The sequence below is a fragment of the Streptomyces sp. NBC_00659 genome, assembly GCF_036226925.1.
Taxonomy (GTDB): domain Bacteria; phylum Actinomycetota; class Actinomycetes; order Streptomycetales; family Streptomycetaceae; genus Streptomyces.
Window position 1 is genome coordinate 1882639 of the sequence record NZ_CP109031.1, and the last position, 16631, is coordinate 1899269.

Genomic DNA, 16631 nt, shown 5'->3' on the forward strand with positions numbered 1-16631 from the left:
GCGGCGCTTTAGCGTGGTCTCTCCGACTGGAGGTGGAGCATGCCGAAAGATCCCGCGCTGGGCCGGTTGGGCACAGAAGCGCGCAGTGTGAAGTTCCCGGACGGCAGCCGCGGGGTCATCCTGGTGAGCGCCGGTATTCCTCAGGAAGAGGCGGAGGCGCTCGCGGCGCGAGTCTGGGCGGAACGGGCGGAGACGGGGGGAGACGGGCGGGCCGAACACTTGACACCCTGACAGCCCCCGACAGCGCCCGCCCTGCCCGTCCCGGCCGTCCCGCCCGTCTCGCGTGGATGCCGCCGGCGACGGGCCCGCACGTTCCCCGGCCGTTCGGCCCCCTCCCGGGGAACAGGTACCACCATGACCAACTCAAGCCACTGGCAAAGGAGTTCGGCCAACCAAGAGGCCTCGCGCGTAAACACCGTGACGCAGCACATACGACTTGAGTAGCCGCCCGGTAGCGCAGTGTCAGTCCTTGCGCCTAGGCTGGTCCGCATGTCCCCCGATGTCACTCCGCCTGGTTCCGTGCGGTCTGCCGCCGCGTTGAACGAACAGATCCGCGCCCTGTGGACGCGGACAGGCGGCTCCCTGTCCGCACAGGAGCGGGCGGAGTACGAGCTCTTGATCGTGAAGTGGGCCGAGGCGATACGCGGCGAGATCATCGAAGCGGCGTAGGTCCGTCCGAGCTTCCGCCACGCACAGGCTCACCGCCCGCCGACCCCCGTAACACCGCACGGCCCCCTCCCGAGCCCGGGCGCCGCTTGCCCCACGAGCCCTCCGCGACCGCGTGGGCGACGCCGGACCGGGGCGATCGACGCCGGACCGAACGCCGCCGGACGCGGAATACCCCCGCCCAGCCCCTTGGCGTGGGAAGCGGAGTGGCCAACACTGAGCCGATGACGCAGCGTGTGGAGCTCGCGACCGTGCTGGACCGGTTCTCCGTGGACGAGATCGTCACCGCGTACGCGGTGGCCGTGGACGACGGCGACTGGGAGGGATACCGGGGGCTGTTCGCACCGAAGGGCCGCGCCGACTACCGCTCGGCCGGTGGCATCGAGGGTGACGCGGACGAGGTCGCCGAGTGGCTCGCGCGGAGCCTGGACCTGTTCGCCATGCGCCAGCATCTGATCGTCAACCGGCGGGTCCGGTTCGGCGTCCTGGACCAGGACACCGGCGACACGGCCGAGGTGCGGGCGGACTACATCAATCCGATGCGGTTCGCGGGGCAGGACGGCGACTCGACCGCGCCCGACCTCGTGTGCGGCGGCCGCTACACCTTCGGCCTGCTGCGCACCCACGACGGCTGGCGGCTGCGCCAGGTGGTCGTCCAGGAGAAATGGCGCCGGATGCCCCAGCCTCGGCACACACCCGCGAACACCTGAGTCACCGGCGCTCCGTCCCTGCCCGCGGGTTCCCGCCCGGCCTCCGCGCCCCGGGATGCCCGGCCACCGGCGGGTTTCCGCCCGGCCTCCACGCCCCTGGGGCGCCCGCCCGCCGGCGCGCCCCCTTCTGATCACCACGCCCCCTGTCGTAGATCGCCGCCGACGCGCACACTGGAGACACCTCGGGGCAGGGAGGCGAAGGATGAACAGGCCCGACCGTGCGTTCGGCCCATGGCTGGTCTCCCCCTGGCGGCGCGGTGCCGTCGCCGCGATGGCGGGCGCGCTGCCGATGCTCGCGTTCCCCGCCCCGTCGTGGTGGTGGTTCGCGTACGTGGCTGTGGTGCCCTGGATCCTCCTGGCGCGCTCGGCCCCCACGGGCAGGCGTGCCGCGTACGACGGCTGGTTCGGCGGGTTCGGTTTCATCCTGGCCGTGCATCATTGGCTGCTGCCGAGCCTGCATGTCTTCACGGTGGTCATAGCGGCGCTGCTCGGCGCGCTGTGGGCTCCGTGGGGCTGGCTCGTCCGGCGGTTCCTGGCCGGGGTGCCGTCTCCTGGCCGGGTCGGTGCCGCCCTCCTCGTCCTGCCGTCGGGGTGGCTGATGGTGGAACTCGCCCGCTCCTGGCAAGGTCTGGGCGGTCCCTGGGGTCTGCTCGGATCGAGTCAGTGGCAGGTGGAGCCGGCGCTGCGGCTGGCCTCGGTCGGCGGGGTGTGGCTGCTCAGCTTCCTGGTCGTGGCGGTCAACGTCGCGGTCGCCGTGCTGGTCTCGGTGCGTGAGTCCCGTATGCCCGCGGTGGCCGGACTCGTCGCGACGGCCGCCGCGACCTCGGCGGCCTGGGTGTGGTCGCCGCGCCCGGACGTCGACGGCCGGGTGCGGATCGCGGTCGTACAACCCGGTGTCGTGGACGGGAGCACGAGCGGCGACAAGCGCTTCGCGCGTGAGGAGGCGCTGACCCGTGAACTCGCGGGCCAGGGCGCGGACCTGGTCGTCTGGGGCGAGAGCAGTGTCGGCTTCGACCTGGCCGACCGGCCCGATCTGGCGCTCCGCGTCGCGGCGTTGTCCCGCGAGGTCGGCGCCGACATCCTGGTGAACGTCGACGCGCGCCGCTCCGACCGGCCGGGCATCTACAAGAGCTCGGTCCTGGTGGGGCCGCACGGCGCGACCGGCGACCGCTACGACAAGATGCGGCTGGTCCCGTTCGGCGAGTACGTGCCCGCGCGTTCCCTGCTCGGCTGGGCCACCTCCGTCGGCAAGGCCGCGGGCGAGGACCGCAGGCGGGGCACCGAACAGGTGGTGATGAACGTCGGGCACGGGCTGCGCGTCGGTCCCATGATCTGCTTCGAGTCGGCGTTCCCCGACATGAGCCGCCGCCTCGCCCAGGACGGCGCCGAGGTACTGGTGGCCCAGTCCTCGACGTCGACGTTCCAGCACAGCTGGGCCCCCGGGCAGCATGCCTCGCTCGCCGCGCTGCGTGCCGCCGAGACCGGCCGGACCATGGTGCACGCGACGCTCACCGGCGTCTCCGCCGTCTACGGCCCGGACGGCGAACGCATCGGCTCCTGGCTCGGCACGAACACGAGCGGCGCGACGGTCTACGACGTGCCGCTGGCCCGGGGCGTGACGCCGTACGTCCGGTTCGGCGACTGGCCGGTGCACGGCGCCCTGCTGGTGATGGCGGCACTGTGCGTGGCGGAGGGCGCTCGCACGTTCAGACTGCGGCGGCCCGCTCCTGAATCGCTTGTACCACCCGCTCGCACAACTCGTGAGTCGCCAGCGCGTCCCGGGCGCTGAGCACCTTTCCGGAGCGCACGGCGTCGAGGAACGCGAGGACCGCCTGCTCGATGCCGCGCTGTCGGGCCACCGGCACCCAGTCGCCGCGCCGGCGCACGGTCGGCTGTCCCTTGTGGTCGATCACCTCGGCGAGGTTGACCACCTGCCGCTTGGTGTCCTGGCCCGAGACCTCGAGGATCTCCTCGCTCGATCCGCTCAGCCGGTTCATCACTCCGAGTGCCGTGAAACCGTCCCCGGCGAGCTGGAGCACCACATGGTGCAGCAGCCCGTCCACGGTACGGGCCCGCACCGTCACGTCGTCGACCGGACCCGGCACCAGGAAGCGCAGGGTGTCGACGACGTGGATGAAGTCGTCGAGGACCATGGTGCGCGGCTCCTCGGGCAGCCCCGTGCGGTTCTTCTGCATCAGGATCAGCTCGCGGGGGTGTTCGGCGCACTGCGCGTACGCGGGTGCGTGACGCCGGTTGAAACCGACCGCGAGGCTGACGTTCCGCTCCTCCGCGAGCCGCACGAGCCGCTCCGACTCGCCCAGGTCGTACGCCAGCGGCTTGTCGACGTACGTGGGTACGCCCGCCTCCAGCAGCCGGGTGACGATCTCCGGGTGGGCGGCGGTGGGCGCGTGCACGAACGCCGCGTCGAGGTCCTGGGCCAGCAGCGTCTCCAGGTCGCCGTGGCGCCGGGCCGGTGGCAGGTGCAGGCTGTCGGCGACCCGGTCGAGCGTGGCCGGCGTCCGCGTCTGGAGATGCAGTTCGATCTCGGGCCGCACGCCGAGCACCGGCAGATACGCCTTCTGCGCGATGTCGCCGAGTCCGATGCAGCCGACCTTCACAGGAGTCTCCTTCAGTCGCCGACGCGGGGTCCGTCGGAAGCATACGGCCGCCGCCTCGGCCCCACGGCCGGTGTTCGCGCGGAAGGTCCGCGGCACGGGCGCGGATCGTGTTCAGCGTGTCAGCCCGCCGACGTCCGTGCCCGCCGGAGGGGCGGAAGGATCACCCGTGCGGGGCATCCTGCGCCTCTCCGCTCCCTGGAAGCGGTCCGGAACCAGCAGAGTTGGGCGGGTGCATCGAACGACGACTTCCGCAACGCTTCTGGTCGCCGTGGCAGTCACCGCCCTCACCGGCTGTGTGACCGTCCAGCGGCCGCCCGCCTCCGGACCTCCCGCCGCCCCGGCGGGGCGTACCGCGCCACATCCGGACAGCAAGGGGGGACCCCGGACCGTGCAGGCTCCGGCTCGGGAGGCGCTGCAGCGCGTCGGCCCCTCTCGGGAACCCTCACCCGACGCGGCGGCCCGGCACCGGGTGGCTCCTCCGCCCCGGGCGGTGGCACCCCCGGCGCCTCCGCAGCATGTCCGTCCGGTCCCGCGTCCGGAGCCACGGCAGCCCAGGCACCGTACGGCCGTTCCGCCCGGTGTCCCCGACCTGGGGAAGCATCCGGACGTGTGCGCGCTCGGCAGGAAGTACGGGAATTGGAACGCGGACAGCCCGGAGGCGGTCATCTGCGCGAAGACGTACGGACGATGACGGCGCCGGCGGCACCGGCCCGGGGAATGCGCCGCACCCCGGGACCCACCGAGGCCGGAACCCGGCACCTGAAGATCTGAACACCGCGGCACCACGTCCCGTGGACCGGCGCACCGGCGCTCGGTCCCGGGACATGCCGGGCGGGGCGGGTTTCAGGGCCGCTGTCTCGGTGGCCCCAGGGTCTCACCGCCCGGTCCGTCGAAGCGGCCGGATCCGCCGGCCTCCGCCGCGGTGCCGGTGTCGCGAAGCCGCAGCTCCAGGCGGCCGATCGCCGCGCGTACGCCGTCCCCGTACCGGTCGTCCGCGAGGGCGCCGGCCGCACCGCGGGCCCGGCGCAGATGAGTGCGGGCGGCCTCCGAGCGGCCGAGCTTCGCGTAGTCGGCCGCGAGGTTCAGATGCAACGAGGGGTAGAACGCGCGCACGGCAAGCGACTGGTGGGGCTCGGCGGCGCTGCCCTCGCTCAGTTCCTCGGCCGCCGCCAGGGCCCGCAGGTCCCAGGCGAGTTCGTCGGCGGGGTCGTCCTGGGTGTCGGCCATGTAGTGCGCCAGTGTGCAGCGGTGCAGTGCGTCGCCGCCGTCCCCGATCTCCCCCCACAGATCCAGGAAGCGGCCCCGGGCCTCCTCGCGGTCACCGGCGTGGTGCAGCATGACGGCCTGTCCGATCCGGGTCATCATGGCGTCCGGCGCCGCCTGCTCCTGCTGCTCCGCCACCGCGTCCTCCAGGCTCGTCACTGTCCCTCACGAAGCTAGCCGCAGCCGGTGACAATCCCGCTCAGGCGCCCCCGTACGCCGCTGGGCCAGGCCGGTGACGGGTCCTGGCCAGCGGCTCGGCGGTCAGCCCAGGTCCGGGATGCTCCAGTCGATCGGCTCATGGCCCTGGGCGGCCACGGCCTCGTCGATCTGCGTGAAGGGACGCGAGCCGAAGAACTTCTTCGCGGACAGCGGTGAGGGGTGTGCCCCCTTCACCACCACATGCCGCTCCTCGTCGATCAGCGGGAGTTTCTTCTGCGCGTAGTTGCCCCAGAGGACGAAGACGGCCGGGTCGGGGCGGTCGGCCACCGCGCGGATGACCGCGTCGGTGAACTTCTCCCAGCCCTTGCCCTTGTGCGAGTTCGCCTCGCCGGAGCGGACCGTCAGCACGGCGTTCAGCAGCAGCACGCCCTGTTCGGCCCACGGCATCAGATAGCCGTTGTCCGGGATCGGGGTGCCCAGCTCCTCCTTCATCTCCTTGTAGATGTTCCGCAGCGAGGGCGGGGTCTTGACTCCAGGACGGACGGAGAAGCACAGGCCGTGCCCCTGGCCCTCGCCGTGGTACGGGTCCTGGCCGAGGATCAGCACCTTCACCCGCTCGTACGGAGTGGCGTCGAGCGCGGCGAAGACCTCCTCCCGGGGCGGGTAGACGGGACCCTTCGCGCGCTCCTCCTCGACGAACTCGGTGAGTTCCTTGAAGTAGGGCTGCTGAAGCTCGTCGCCCAGGACTCCGCGCCAGGACTCGGGCAACATGGCGATATCGGTCACGTCAACTTCCTTCGATGTGCGGTGACTTCCAGACCACAGAACCTACCGTCGCCCACTGACAATCGGTCCCGGGCCCGTGCCGAGGGCGAATGACGGGTACGGTATGCCCCCGCACGCACCGCGGGGGCACGCGGGCGGCCCCTCCGTCGCCCCTGCGTCACCCGGTCCCCGGGGGCTACCAGCTGGCCTTGCGGTCCAGCTCCCACATCATCATGATCGTCGAGGGGTCCAGGGCCCGCTCTCCGCCCGAGATCCCCTCGCTCGCGGCCACATACTGCCTGCCCTGCCGCAGGGGCAGCAGCCGGGCGTCGACGACGAGGATCCGCTGGGCCTCCTCGAACTCCTCGACCACCTCCCCGCGACCGCGCACACGGCGCGACTCCGGCAGCAGGACGTCGGTGATCCGCGGGGCCGGGTAGGGCGTCCCCAGGGCGTTCCGCTCCCCCACGAAGGGCGCGATGAAGTTCTCGGCGTCGGGGAAGTCGGGGAACCAGCCGCGCCCGAACACCGGGTACTCGCCGCTGCGGCAGCCCGCTTCGTACGCCTTCCAGGGGCGGCTCCTGAGCATGACGGTGAACAGTCCGGAGCCGTCGAGCTGGCGCTTGAGCTCGCTGAACTCCGCCTGGAGGACGCCGAGGACGATGTGGTCGCCGTCTGCGAGGCCGGGCGGCAGACGTTCAAGAGCGTCAACCGGCCGGGCTGATCCGGCCCCGGAGCCCCGGGCCGTCAGGCTTTGAGGTGGCGCGAAAGCAGAAAGCCTATCTGCCGGGCGAACTGCGGATTGCCCACTGTCGGCGCCTCGATCGCAAGCTGTTGGGCGAACGTCCGGACCGCGGTGGTGTCGATCCGGCCGTTCTGCGCGCCGGCCTGGACCGCGCCCAGCAGCAGCCTGGCGCCCTGGGAGAAGCCGTTCCCCCAAGCTGCCGCATCCCGACCGTCCGGAACAGGCTGCTCTGCCATCGCACGGGTGATTTGCAGCAGTTGAACGAGAGGCCGCAGGAGATCGGCGTTCTGGGTGCTGGCGTGGAAGACCGTCATGGCCTCTTCGTACGCCCCCCGGACGACATCCGGATAGGGCTGTGCCTGGGCGGCCCCGGGGGCGGTCGCCTCGATCGGGCCGAAGGGGGCGTGCACACCGTTGCGTGCGTTCACCGCGCCGGTCAGAGCCTCGTTCGACCACTGGCTCAGCAGACGGACATCCTGACGCAGATTGTCGAAGCTGGTGAGGTTGGGCCCGAAGGTACGCAGCTCCACGGGAAAGACGGGGACGCCCTGTACAAGGTCCGGGCTGTCCAGTTGTGTCATGCCCCCGAATGCCGCCGGGTCGTCCTGCCGCGCATCCCCACCGGTGAGTGCCGAGTGGGCGTAGTTCTGGAGGACCTGGGCCTCGTCAGCGGCCACATTGCCCGCCAGGTCCGTGCCCGACGCCCAGGGGTGGACCTGGAGGTACTCCTCGAAGAAGAGCTCCATGATCTGGCGGGTGTTGGTCGACAGGTAGAGCCTGGCTTCCGCGGAGAGCGTCTGGACAGCGGTGCCCAGGCCGACCCGGGACAGGACGGCGGTCTTGTTCTTGACCTGACCGGCTCCATGGTCCGCGCGGCGCTTGTCGGTCAGGGCGGCGAGCTGCGTGTACATCAGCGCTCCGAACCCGCGAATCTCCTCGGTGTCCTGCTGTGCCTGCGGGTGCCACTTCCTGAAGTCCGCGGCCAGTCGGGTGCCGAACTGGATCGACTGAGCGAGATGTTTGTGGGAGTCGTGCCTGTCCGTCCGGATCTTGCGCCCGCCTCGGGCCTGGTTCTCGGGTTCCGCCTCGTTGAGCGCCTGCGCGAAGAACCCCGCCATTCCATGCAGCGGGACGCCGACGGTCTGGTGGACGAACAGGCCCTGCCCCTTGCCCGGCTGTCCGTTCCGCTCGTCGTGAGCCTTCTCCGGAGCCACCCGGGCCAACTTGTAACCGGGTTGCCCGGGCCCGTATCCCTCCTTCTTCGGGAACAGCTTCTGCATCTTCTTCTCGCTGTCCGGGGACTCGCTCTGGGGCTGGTAGAGACGCCGATGCGCCTCTTCGAGATGGTTCAGCGTCTCCTCGACAGGCGGGAGCCTGTCCGCTTCCCCGGGAAGCACGGCGCTTGGCTTGGACACGAGCTCCGCATTGGAGTACAGACCGCCTTCGGGAGACTTGCGCAGGTCCGACACCAGTTTGATGCCCTGCCTCTCGTGCTCCATCATCATCTGCCCGGAGCTGTTCCCATTACGCACGTCCGACCCGTCGTGGTTCACCACCGGGCGGTCGATTTCGATCTCCAGTCCGATGGCCCGCTGCACAGACGGCGCCTGATCGGCGCCGACGGTCCGGGCCTGACCGCCGCCCTGGGGTTCAAGCCCGGCCGGTGATCCCCCGAGCACCCGCCGGGCGTTGCTCTCGGCCTCCCGTTCGAACCGGTCGGAGGGTTCGCTGACCCGCAGGCCCGATCCGTTGTCCGTGCCGGCGACCGGGCCCTGCCGCTGCTGGATGACGTGGGTCAGCTCGTGCGCGAGGGTGTGCCGGTCACCGCCTCCATCGCCGATGACCACATGGCTGCCGGAGGTGTACGCCCGGGCACCGATCTCGGCGGCCGAGGCCCGGGCGGCTGTGTCGGTGTGCAGGCGCACGTCGGAGAAGTCCGCGCCGAGACGTGCCTCCATGTCGGTACGCGTCGAGTCGTCGAGGGGACGCCCGCCGGTGCGCAGCACGTCGTGGACGGCGGAGCGCTGGACCGCAGGCTGTTCAGCATGCTGGTGGCCGCAGCCCGCGCCGTGCTGATGCTGCTCCTGCGCCCGGGGGTGTCCGGACTGCCGGAGCAACTGGACGACGGCGGCGTTGCCGACGGTGCGTTGCAGGGCAAGGAAGGACATGGCTCCGCCGCTCGCTGCGGACGGGGCGGCGACCGGAGTGCGGGCGGGTGAGCGGTCGGTGTTCCTCTCCCGTCCGTCTGCTGCTTTCGCGGTGTCTCGGGCAGGCATGAGCGACTCTTTCGGTAGGCGAAACAGACCCTCCCCTGCATAGACGATCGGCCAGAGGTGTCACCAGGTTCGGGAGGGCACAGTTGACTGCCTGAAGGGACCGACCCCGTTTGCCCCGCCCGGCTCCTGGCGGCGATCCCGGCCGCCACGAAGGCGCTGCTGCAGCATGTATGTGACTACGTTGTCAGGATCCCGTGAACGCGCCGGTACTCCGGACACCCGGACTCCGCACCGCTCGACGCGGGCCGAGTGTTTGTCAACTTCCAACAAAAGGCCGGTCGGACGTTCCCGTCGCGCGGGAAGCGTCCGACCGGCCCTCGTGTCACTCGACTCCGGCGTTGAGGAACATCCCGCCGTCGACCACGAGCGTCTGGCCGGTGACCCAGTCCGACTGCTGCGAAGTGAGGAACGCGGCCGCCCCTCCGATGTCGGAGGGCACGCCGAGCCGGCCGAGCGGGTAGGCCGCGGCGGCCTCCGCCTCCCGGCCCTCGTAGAGCGCGGCAGCAAACTTCGTCTTCACCACGGCGGGCGCGATCGCGTTGACCCGCACCTTGGGCGCGAACTCGTGCGCGAGCTGCACCGTCAGGTTGATCATCGCCGCCTTGCTGACGCCGTACGCGCCGATGAAGGGCGAGGGCGCGAGACCGGCGACGGAGGCGATGTTGACGATCGCGCCGCCGTTCTCGCTCTGCCAGGCCTTCCAGGTCTGCTGGGCGAAGCCGAGCGCGGAGATGACGTTGGTCTCGAAGACCTTGCGCGCCACGTTGAGGTCCAGCTCGGCGATCGGCCCGAACACCGGGTTCGTACCGGCGTTGTTGACCAGGAAGTCGACGCGCCCGAAGGCCTCCATGGTGCGCTCCACGGCGGCGGCCTGGTGGGCCTCGTCGTGGGCCTTGCCGGCCACACCGATGACGCGGTCGGCGCCGAGCGTCTCGACGGCCTCCTTGAGGGCGTCCTCGTTGCGGCCGGTGATGCAGACACGGTCGCCGCGGGCGACCAGGGCCTCCGCGACGCCGTAGCCGATGCCGCGGCTCGCGCCCGTGATGAGCGCGACCTTGCCCGAGAGTTCGGGGAGCGTGGTCATGTGTGTTTCCCCTGCGTCTAGTTGAGCGGTCCGCCGGCCACGTACAGCACCTGGCCGGAGACGAATCCGGCGGCCTCGCCGGTGAAGAAGGCGATGCTGTTGGCGATGTCGTCGGGGTTGCCGACACGCTGCACGGGGATCTGGGTCGCGGCCGCGGCCTGGAAGTCGTCGAAGTCCATCCCGACGCGGGCGGCGGTGGCGGCGGTCATGTCGGTGACGATGAAGCCGGGTGCCACGGCGTTCGCGGTCACGCCGAACTTGCCGAGCTCGATGGCCAGGGTCTTGGTGAGGCCCTGGAGACCGGCCTTGGCGGTGGAGTAGTTGGCCTGGCCGCGGTTGCCCAGCGCCGACGAGGACGACAGGTTGACGATGCGGCCGAACTTGGCCTCCACCATGTACTTCTGGACGGCCTTCGCCATCAGGAACGCACCGCGCAGGTGCACGTTCATGACGGTGTCCCAGTCGGACGCGCTCATCTTGAACAGCAGGTTGTCACGGAGGACACCCGCGTTGTTCACCAGGATGGTCGGCGCGCCGAGCTCCTCGGCGATCCGCGCGACGGCGGCCTCCACCTGGGCCTCGTCGGAGACGTCACAGCCGACCGCGAGAGCCTTGCCGCCGGCGGCGGTGATCTTCTCGACGGTGTCCTTGCACGCGGCCTCGTCGAGGTCGATCACCGCGACGGCGCGGCCCTCCGCGGCCAGTCGTACGGCGGTCGCGGCACCGATGCCGCGCGCGGCACCGGTGACTACGGCGACGCGCTGCTCAGTGGTGGACATTGCTGGTTCTCCTCGCCCTTGGAAAAGCCGGCCCAAGCCCGGCCAAGCTGTCTCGACAACCTTGCGGCGCCTTCGGTGGTCCCGAAAGACCTGCGGCTCATACGGTACGCCCATCCGGTGAGCGACCGCTTAGTACCTTCAGCAGACGTGACGCTAGAAGCCCTGGCACCCGGTGTCAACGGCGCACCGCGCGCATGTGATCCATTACCTGACCAGGAGCTGGAGCAACCGCTCGGTCTCGGCCTCGGGATCGGCGGTCAGGCCGGTGTGCACGGGGCCCGGCTGGACCACGGTCGAACGCGGCGCGATCAGCCAGCGAAAACGCCGGCCGGCATCGTCGTGCGCCGCTTGACCAGCGGCTTCCCCTCCGGTGCAGACACCTTCGACGGCGCGCAGCGCGGCCCGTACTCCCCGCACGTCCGCGTCCGGGTCGAGCGCGAACAGCTTGTTCTCGTCCAGATGGGTGCGGGCCGCGACGAAGGAGTGGGCGCGGCAGTACACCAGCACGCCCGCGTTGAAGCACTCGCCGCGCTCGACCCGTGGCACCACACGCAGCAGCGCGTACTCGAAGACGTTCCGCTCGTTCACCTGTCCCCCTTCGCGCCGTCGATGCCGTCGACGCCCTTGATCCGTTCGTGGATGACGGCGGCGCGCGCCAGCAGGGGCCGCGCGTAGGCGCGTCGCAGCGCGTCCACCGTGTCGAAGCCCGGCTCGTCGGCCAGCCAGGCCTCGGGGATCTCGGCCGTGACCTCCGCGAGCAGGTCCTCGGTGACCAGCGGGGCCAGTTCGGCGGCGGCCGAGGCGATGTCGGGGCCGAAGGGGGCGAGCGCGTGGTCGGAGATGTCGTACGGCTTGGCGGCGGAGGTCTCGGCGCCGGGCCAGTGGTGGTGCCAGATCATCGTGGCGCCGTGGTCGATGAGCCACAGATCGCCGTGCCACATCAGCAGGTTGGGGTTGCGCCAGGAGCGGTCGACGTTGTTGACGAGGGCGTCGAACCAGACGATCCGGCCGGCTTCCTCGGCGCTCACCTCGAAGGCGAGGGGGTCGAAGCCGATGGCGCGGGGCAGGAAGTCCATCCCGAGGTTCGGCCCCCCGCTCGCCTTCAGCAGGTCCTGGACCTCCTGGTCCGGTTCGCCGAGTCCGAGGACCGGGTCGAGGCCGATCGTCACCAGTCCGGGCACCCGCAGGCCGAGCCGGCGGGCGAGTTCACCGCAGACGACCTCCGCGACGAGCGTCTTGCGCCCCTGTCCGGCGCCGGTGAATTTCATGACGTACGTCCCGAGGTCGTCGGCCTCGACGAGTCCCGGCAGCGAGCCGCCCTCGCGCAACGGCGTGATGTAGCGGGAGGCGTTCACTTCCTTGAGCATCGCCCCAGGTTACTGGGGTGGTCCCGCCCGGGGGACGCGACCCGGTGATGGCGACGGGAGCTGACGGGAGCGGTGCCCCGTGTCCGGGGCGGGGGCGGATCGTGACCACGCACGCCCGGCTGTCGGCGCGCTGTGGATCAGGTCAAGAAGTCGCCATTGCCTGAACAGTACGCACTGGTGGACCGTACCTCTGAGCAGATCCAGATCATGTCCGCTGAAGGGAAAGCCAGCATGACCAGCGAATCGCTTCACTCCGCGCAGACACCGGCCCGGCGCACCGTCGTGGCGGCGGTCGGCGCGGCAGGGCTCGCCGTCGCGCTGACCGCGTGCGGGGCGGACGACAAGGCCTCCGACAACGTGGGCTCCGACAACGGCGCCGCCGGGAACGCGGCCGGTACGGAACTCGCCAAGACCAGCGACATCCCGGAGGGCGGGGGCAAGGTCTTCGCCGACAAGGGGGTCGTGGTGACCCAGCCGACGGCGGGCACGTTCAAGGCCTTCTCGTCCAAGTGCACCCATCAGGGCTGTGCGGTCAAGGGCATCGCGAACGGTGTCATCACCTGCCCCTGCCACAACAGCGAGTTCTCCGCCACCGACGGCAGTGTGAAGAAGGGGCCCGCGACAACCGGACTGGCCGCCACGGCCATCACCGTCGACGGGGACGCCATCAAGCTCGCCTGACCGCCGGCGCCGGCCGCGGGACCAGCGCGCCGCCGGAGCGTCAGCGTCGTCGCTCGAAGCAGGCGAGCACGTCGTCGGTGGTCGTGATGGTGGCGACCAGCGCGAGCGTGTTCCGGACCATCGCGGGGGTGTACTCGGAGGGCACCCCCGCGATGGCGTCCGCGGGAACGACGACGGTGTAGCCGCGGTTCACGGCGTCGAACACGGCGTTGGGAACGGCGATGTTGGCCGAGACTCCGGTCACCACGAGGGTGCGGCAGCCCAGGTTGCGCAGCAGCGGGTCGACGTCGGTGCCCGAGATCGGCGACAGACCGTGCAGCCGGCGTACGACGAAGTCCTCCTCGGCGACCTCGACGGGCGGCGCGATCCGCACGGCCGTCGTGCCGGTCAGCTGCCGCACGGGCAGTCGTTCGGCGGCCCGGAAAAGCCGGGCGTTGCGGTTGGCGCCGCGGCCGTCCGGACGGCGCTCGGCGACCGCGTGGATCACCTGCACCCCGCTCTCGTGCGCGGCGCCCACCAGCCGGGCGATCCGGCCGAGCGCTCCGGACGACCTCGCCTCCTGGGCGAGTTCGGGCAGCGCGCTGTCCGGGCCCACGACGCCCTGCTGGCACTCCACGGTGAGCAGTACCGTGCCGGCGGGGTCGAGGAGTTCACTGAGGTGCTCGAACGACGGCATGGCTCTCCTTGTCGTCGCGGTTCGGGACGGCGGAGCGTAACGACCATTGCGCGAGGACGGAAGACGGCTCATGATTTCCTGACGGAACGTCAGAAAGCTTTACCGGAAGCTTCGGCGGACAGAGCCGGTACACACGACAAGATCGGCAGGACCTGGCCGATCCACAGGACAAGAGAGGACCGTATGACCGTCACGCAGCGCAGGGGCCGGAAGATCATGATGACTCCCGGTGAACTGGACGAGTTTCTCACCACCCAGCGCACCTGCCGTGTCGCCTCCGTGTCGAAGGACGGAGTCCCCCATGTGAGTGCCCTCTGGTTCACCTGGGACGGCACCTCGTTGTGGCTGTACTCGGTGGTGCGCAGCAAGCGCTGGGTGCAGCTGCGGAACGACCCTCGGGTCGCGGTGGTGATCGACTCCGGTGAGGAGTACGGGGAATTGCGGGGTGTCGAGCTGTCCGGCACGGTGGAGTTCGTCGGCGAGTTCCCGCGCACGGGGGAACTGTGCGCCGAACTCGACGTCCCGGAGACGCTGTTCGCCCGCAAGAACTTCGGCCTGGAGGAGATGCCGCACGACGGCCGGCACGCGTGGATGCGACTGACCCCGGCGGCGATCGCCTCGTGGGACTTCCGCAAGCTCCCCCCGCTGTAGCCGGGTCGAACCCCGTACCGCTGCAGCCGGACCGAACCCGCTGTCGACGCAGCCGGGACCGAACCTCCCCCGATGCAGGTCAGGGCCGAACAACCCCACCCACACAGCGGGGGCCGAACAGCCCTGCCCGCGCGGCCCGAGCCGAACAGCCACAACCACAACCGGAGTCGGAGCCGGAGCCGGAGCCGAACCACTTTCGCCTCCCGCTGTTCGCCTCCCGCTACTCGACGGCCGCTCCGGCCCTGCGCAAGGCGTCCACCGCCGCCCTGATCGAGGGCCGGCGGTCGGCGTCGGCCCGCCACACGACGTAGACATGGCGGCGCACACGCTGCCGGACCGGCACCGTGACGACCCCCTCGGGCATCGGACGGCGACCGAGGAGCGGAGCCACGCACACGCCCAGCCCCGCGGCGACGAGTCCGAGTTGGGTGTGCGTCTCCCCGGCGCGGTGTCCGATGCGCGGCTCGACGCCCTGGGAGCGCAGCGTGAACATCAGCCATTCGTGGCAGAACTCGCCCTCCGCCCAGGTGATCCACTCGTCGTCGGCGAAGTCCCCGAGGTCCACCTCGTCGCGGCCGGCGAGCCGATGGCCGGCCGGCATCGCCACATCGGCGGGGTCGTCGAGGATCGACGCCTTCACCAGTCCGTCGGGCAGGGGCATCGGCTTGTTGTACCAGTCGAGCACGACCGCGAGGTCCAGGTCCCCGCGCACCACTCCCGCGACCCCGGCCTCCGGCTCCAGCTCGCTGGAGCGCACCCGCAGTGCCGGGTGCTCGGCACGCAGTTCCGCGAGCGCCGCCGGGAACAGTCCGCGCGCCGCGGTCGGGAACGCGGACAGTCTCAGCTCGCCGGCCACCTGACCGCGCTGTGCCTCCAGGTCGGACTGGGCGAGCTCGACCTGGGACAGGATGCGGGCCGCGTGCTCGGCGAGGAGCCGCCCGGCGTCGGTCAGACGCACTCCCCGGCCGTTCCTGGCGAGCAGCTGCTGTCCCACCTCGCGCTCCAGCTTCGACATCTGCTGGGAGACGGCGGAAGTGGTCACGTGCAGCCCCTCGGCGGCGCCGCTCACCGAGCCGTGCCGGGCGAGGGCGTCGAGGGTGCGCAGTCGCTCCAGATTCAACATGTAAGCAATGCTACGAGATATCGCTTGAGTATTCTCGCTTGTGCTACGAGATTGTTCTGCCTCATTCTTGACCGCATGAGCACCGTCGCCTCTCCCCGCCCCGTCACGCCGAACGGCGTCGCACCCCGCCGCCGCACCGCCCTCGACTGGCGGATCCGCTTCGGCGTCCTGTCGCTGATCTGGGGCTTCAGCTTCCTGCTCATCAAGGTCGGCACCGACGGGTACGCGCCGTTCCAGGTCACCTTGGGCCGGCTGCTGTTCGGAAGCGTGGTGCTCGTGGCGGCGATGGCGGTGAAGCGGGAGCGGCTGCCGCGCGGGGCGCGGACATGGGGGCACCTCGCGGTCGCGGCTCTCCTGCTGAACGCGCTGCCGTTCTCCCTCTTCGCCTACTCCGAGCTGACGATCCCGTCCACGCTCGCGGGCATCTGCAACGCGACGTCGCCGCTGTGGGGCATGGCCCTGTCCCTGGTCGCCCTCTCCGAGGACAGGCCGACCCGGCGCAGAGTGGCCGGTCTCGGCATCGGCTTCCTCGGCGTCCTGACGGTTCTCGGTGTCTGGCAGGGCTTCCACGGCCTGGACGCCACGGGCACGGCGATGGCGCTGCTGGCGTCGCTGAGCTACCCGGTCGGCTGGATATACGTCCGCCGGACCCTCGCGGGCACCGGCCACTCGCATCTGTCGATGACCGGCGCCCAACTGCTCCTGGCCACCGCCCAACTGGCTTTCGTCACCCCGCTGTTCACCACGTTCCCGAGCCAGGTCGCATGGGTGCCGCTGCTCGCGATCGCGGCCCTGGGCGCGCTCGGCACCGGTCTGGCCATGCTCCTCCAGTACGGCATCGTCGCCGAGGTCGGCCCGACGACGGCCCAGATGGTCACGTACTTCATCCCGGTCATCGCCACCGCGGCCGGTGTCGCGATCCTCGGCGAGTCGCTTGCCTGGTCGACGCCGGTCGGCGCGGTGATCGTCCTCGCGGGCGCGGCCCTGACCCAGGCGAAGCCGCGCCACTGACGCCCGCGACACCCGCAGCCCGCACACCCGCCGCCCCGGCCGACGCGGCTCAGGAAC

Annotated in this window: 16 protein-coding genes and 1 pseudogene; 6 read left to right on the top strand and 11 right to left on the bottom strand. The window is 70.9% G+C overall.

Going from position 1 to position 16631, the window contains the following annotated elements:
* The first annotated feature begins 489 nt into the window (after positions 1 to 489).
* From OG410_RS08035 to lnt, 3 genes are all read left to right on the top strand, one after another.
* On the top strand, positions 490 to 669 hold the full coding sequence (locus tag OG410_RS08035) for a hypothetical protein (protein ID WP_151470596.1): 180 nt from the start codon (positions 490 to 492) through the stop codon (positions 667 to 669).
* Between the two features lie 221 nt (positions 670 to 890).
* On the top strand, positions 891 to 1376 hold the full coding sequence (locus tag OG410_RS08040; protein WP_329298500.1) for a nuclear transport factor 2 family protein: 486 nt from the start codon (positions 891 to 893) through the stop codon (positions 1374 to 1376).
* A 202-nt stretch (positions 1377 to 1578) separates the two neighbouring features.
* Entirely contained in the window at positions 1579 to 3165 is a 1587-nt protein-coding gene (gene lnt, locus OG410_RS08045) for an apolipoprotein N-acyltransferase (RefSeq protein WP_329298501.1), read from the top strand.
* On the opposite strand, the gene OG410_RS08050 is transcribed toward lnt, so the two are convergent.
* From OG410_RS08050 to OG410_RS08090, 9 genes and pseudogenes are all read right to left on the bottom strand, one after another.
* Positions 3083 to 3994 (bottom strand): Gfo/Idh/MocA family protein, encoded by a 912-nt coding sequence (locus OG410_RS08050; protein ID WP_329298502.1) that lies wholly within the window; start codon positions 3992 to 3994, stop codon positions 3083 to 3085. The genes lnt and OG410_RS08050 overlap by 83 nt on opposite strands.
* Before the next feature lie 843 nt (positions 3995 to 4837).
* Positions 4838 to 5395, bottom strand: a complete 558-nt coding sequence (locus OG410_RS08055; protein WP_328674290.1) for a hypothetical protein — start codon at positions 5393 to 5395, stop codon at positions 4838 to 4840.
* 123 nt (positions 5396 to 5518) lie between these two features.
* Complete coding sequence (locus tag OG410_RS08060; RefSeq protein ID WP_329298503.1) at positions 5519 to 6202, bottom strand: uracil-DNA glycosylase; 684 nt, start codon at positions 6200 to 6202, stop codon at positions 5519 to 5521.
* Positions 6203 to 6377: 175 nt separating this feature from the next.
* Positions 6378 to 6821 (bottom strand): annotated as a pseudogene (locus OG410_RS08065) (ABC transporter substrate-binding protein); the annotation flags it as partial.
* A gap of 107 nt (positions 6822 to 6928) precedes the next feature.
* Positions 6929 to 9202: an eCIS core domain-containing protein gene (locus OG410_RS08070; RefSeq protein ID WP_329298504.1), complete on the bottom strand. Its 2274-nt coding sequence runs from the start codon at positions 9200 to 9202 to the stop codon at positions 6929 to 6931.
* Between the two features lie 322 nt (positions 9203 to 9524).
* Positions 9525 to 10286 carry an SDR family oxidoreductase gene (locus tag OG410_RS08075; RefSeq protein ID WP_326789049.1) on the bottom strand — a complete coding sequence of 254 codons (762 nt, stop codon included), beginning with the start codon at positions 10284 to 10286 and terminating at the stop codon, positions 9525 to 9527.
* Between the two features lie 17 nt (positions 10287 to 10303).
* A complete protein-coding gene (gene fabG / locus OG410_RS08080) occupies positions 10304 to 11065 on the bottom strand; it encodes a 3-oxoacyl-ACP reductase FabG (RefSeq protein WP_151470604.1) in 762 nt (253 codons plus the stop codon).
* 204 nt (positions 11066 to 11269) lie between these two features.
* A complete protein-coding gene (locus OG410_RS08085; protein ID WP_328454816.1) occupies positions 11270 to 11653 on the bottom strand; it encodes a DUF3037 domain-containing protein in 384 nt (127 codons plus the stop codon).
* A complete protein-coding gene (locus OG410_RS08090; protein ID WP_329298505.1) occupies positions 11650 to 12432 on the bottom strand; it encodes a HipA family kinase in 783 nt (260 codons plus the stop codon). The genes OG410_RS08085 and OG410_RS08090 overlap by 4 nt, the downstream gene beginning before the upstream one ends.
* Before the next feature lie 231 nt (positions 12433 to 12663).
* Between OG410_RS08090 and OG410_RS08095 the strand changes: the two genes are divergently transcribed.
* The gene (locus OG410_RS08095; RefSeq protein ID WP_329298506.1) at positions 12664 to 13113 is read left to right on the top strand and encodes a Rieske (2Fe-2S) protein; all 450 of its coding nucleotides are present in this window, start codon (positions 12664 to 12666) and stop codon (positions 13111 to 13113) included.
* 40 nt (positions 13114 to 13153) lie between these two features.
* Here OG410_RS08095 and OG410_RS08100 read toward each other — a convergent pair whose 3' ends face one another.
* Positions 13154 to 13789: a cysteine hydrolase gene (locus OG410_RS08100; protein ID WP_329298507.1), complete on the bottom strand. Its 636-nt coding sequence runs from the start codon at positions 13787 to 13789 to the stop codon at positions 13154 to 13156.
* 183 nt (positions 13790 to 13972) lie between these two features.
* Here OG410_RS08100 and OG410_RS08105 point away from each other — a divergent pair, with 183 nt between their 5' ends.
* The gene (locus tag OG410_RS08105) at positions 13973 to 14440 is read left to right on the top strand and encodes a pyridoxamine 5'-phosphate oxidase family protein (protein ID WP_328454784.1); all 468 of its coding nucleotides are present in this window, start codon (positions 13973 to 13975) and stop codon (positions 14438 to 14440) included.
* Between the two features lie 220 nt (positions 14441 to 14660).
* Here the strand turns inward: OG410_RS08105 and OG410_RS08110 are convergent, their stop codons facing one another.
* Complete coding sequence (locus tag OG410_RS08110; protein WP_329298508.1) at positions 14661 to 15563, bottom strand: LysR family transcriptional regulator; 903 nt, start codon at positions 15561 to 15563, stop codon at positions 14661 to 14663.
* Positions 15564 to 15638: 75 nt separating this feature from the next.
* On the opposite strand from OG410_RS08110, the gene OG410_RS08115 reads away from it, so the two are divergent.
* Complete coding sequence (locus OG410_RS08115; protein WP_326789042.1) at positions 15639 to 16574, top strand: DMT family transporter; 936 nt, start codon at positions 15639 to 15641, stop codon at positions 16572 to 16574.
* The last annotated feature ends 57 nt before the right edge of the window (positions 16575 to 16631 follow it).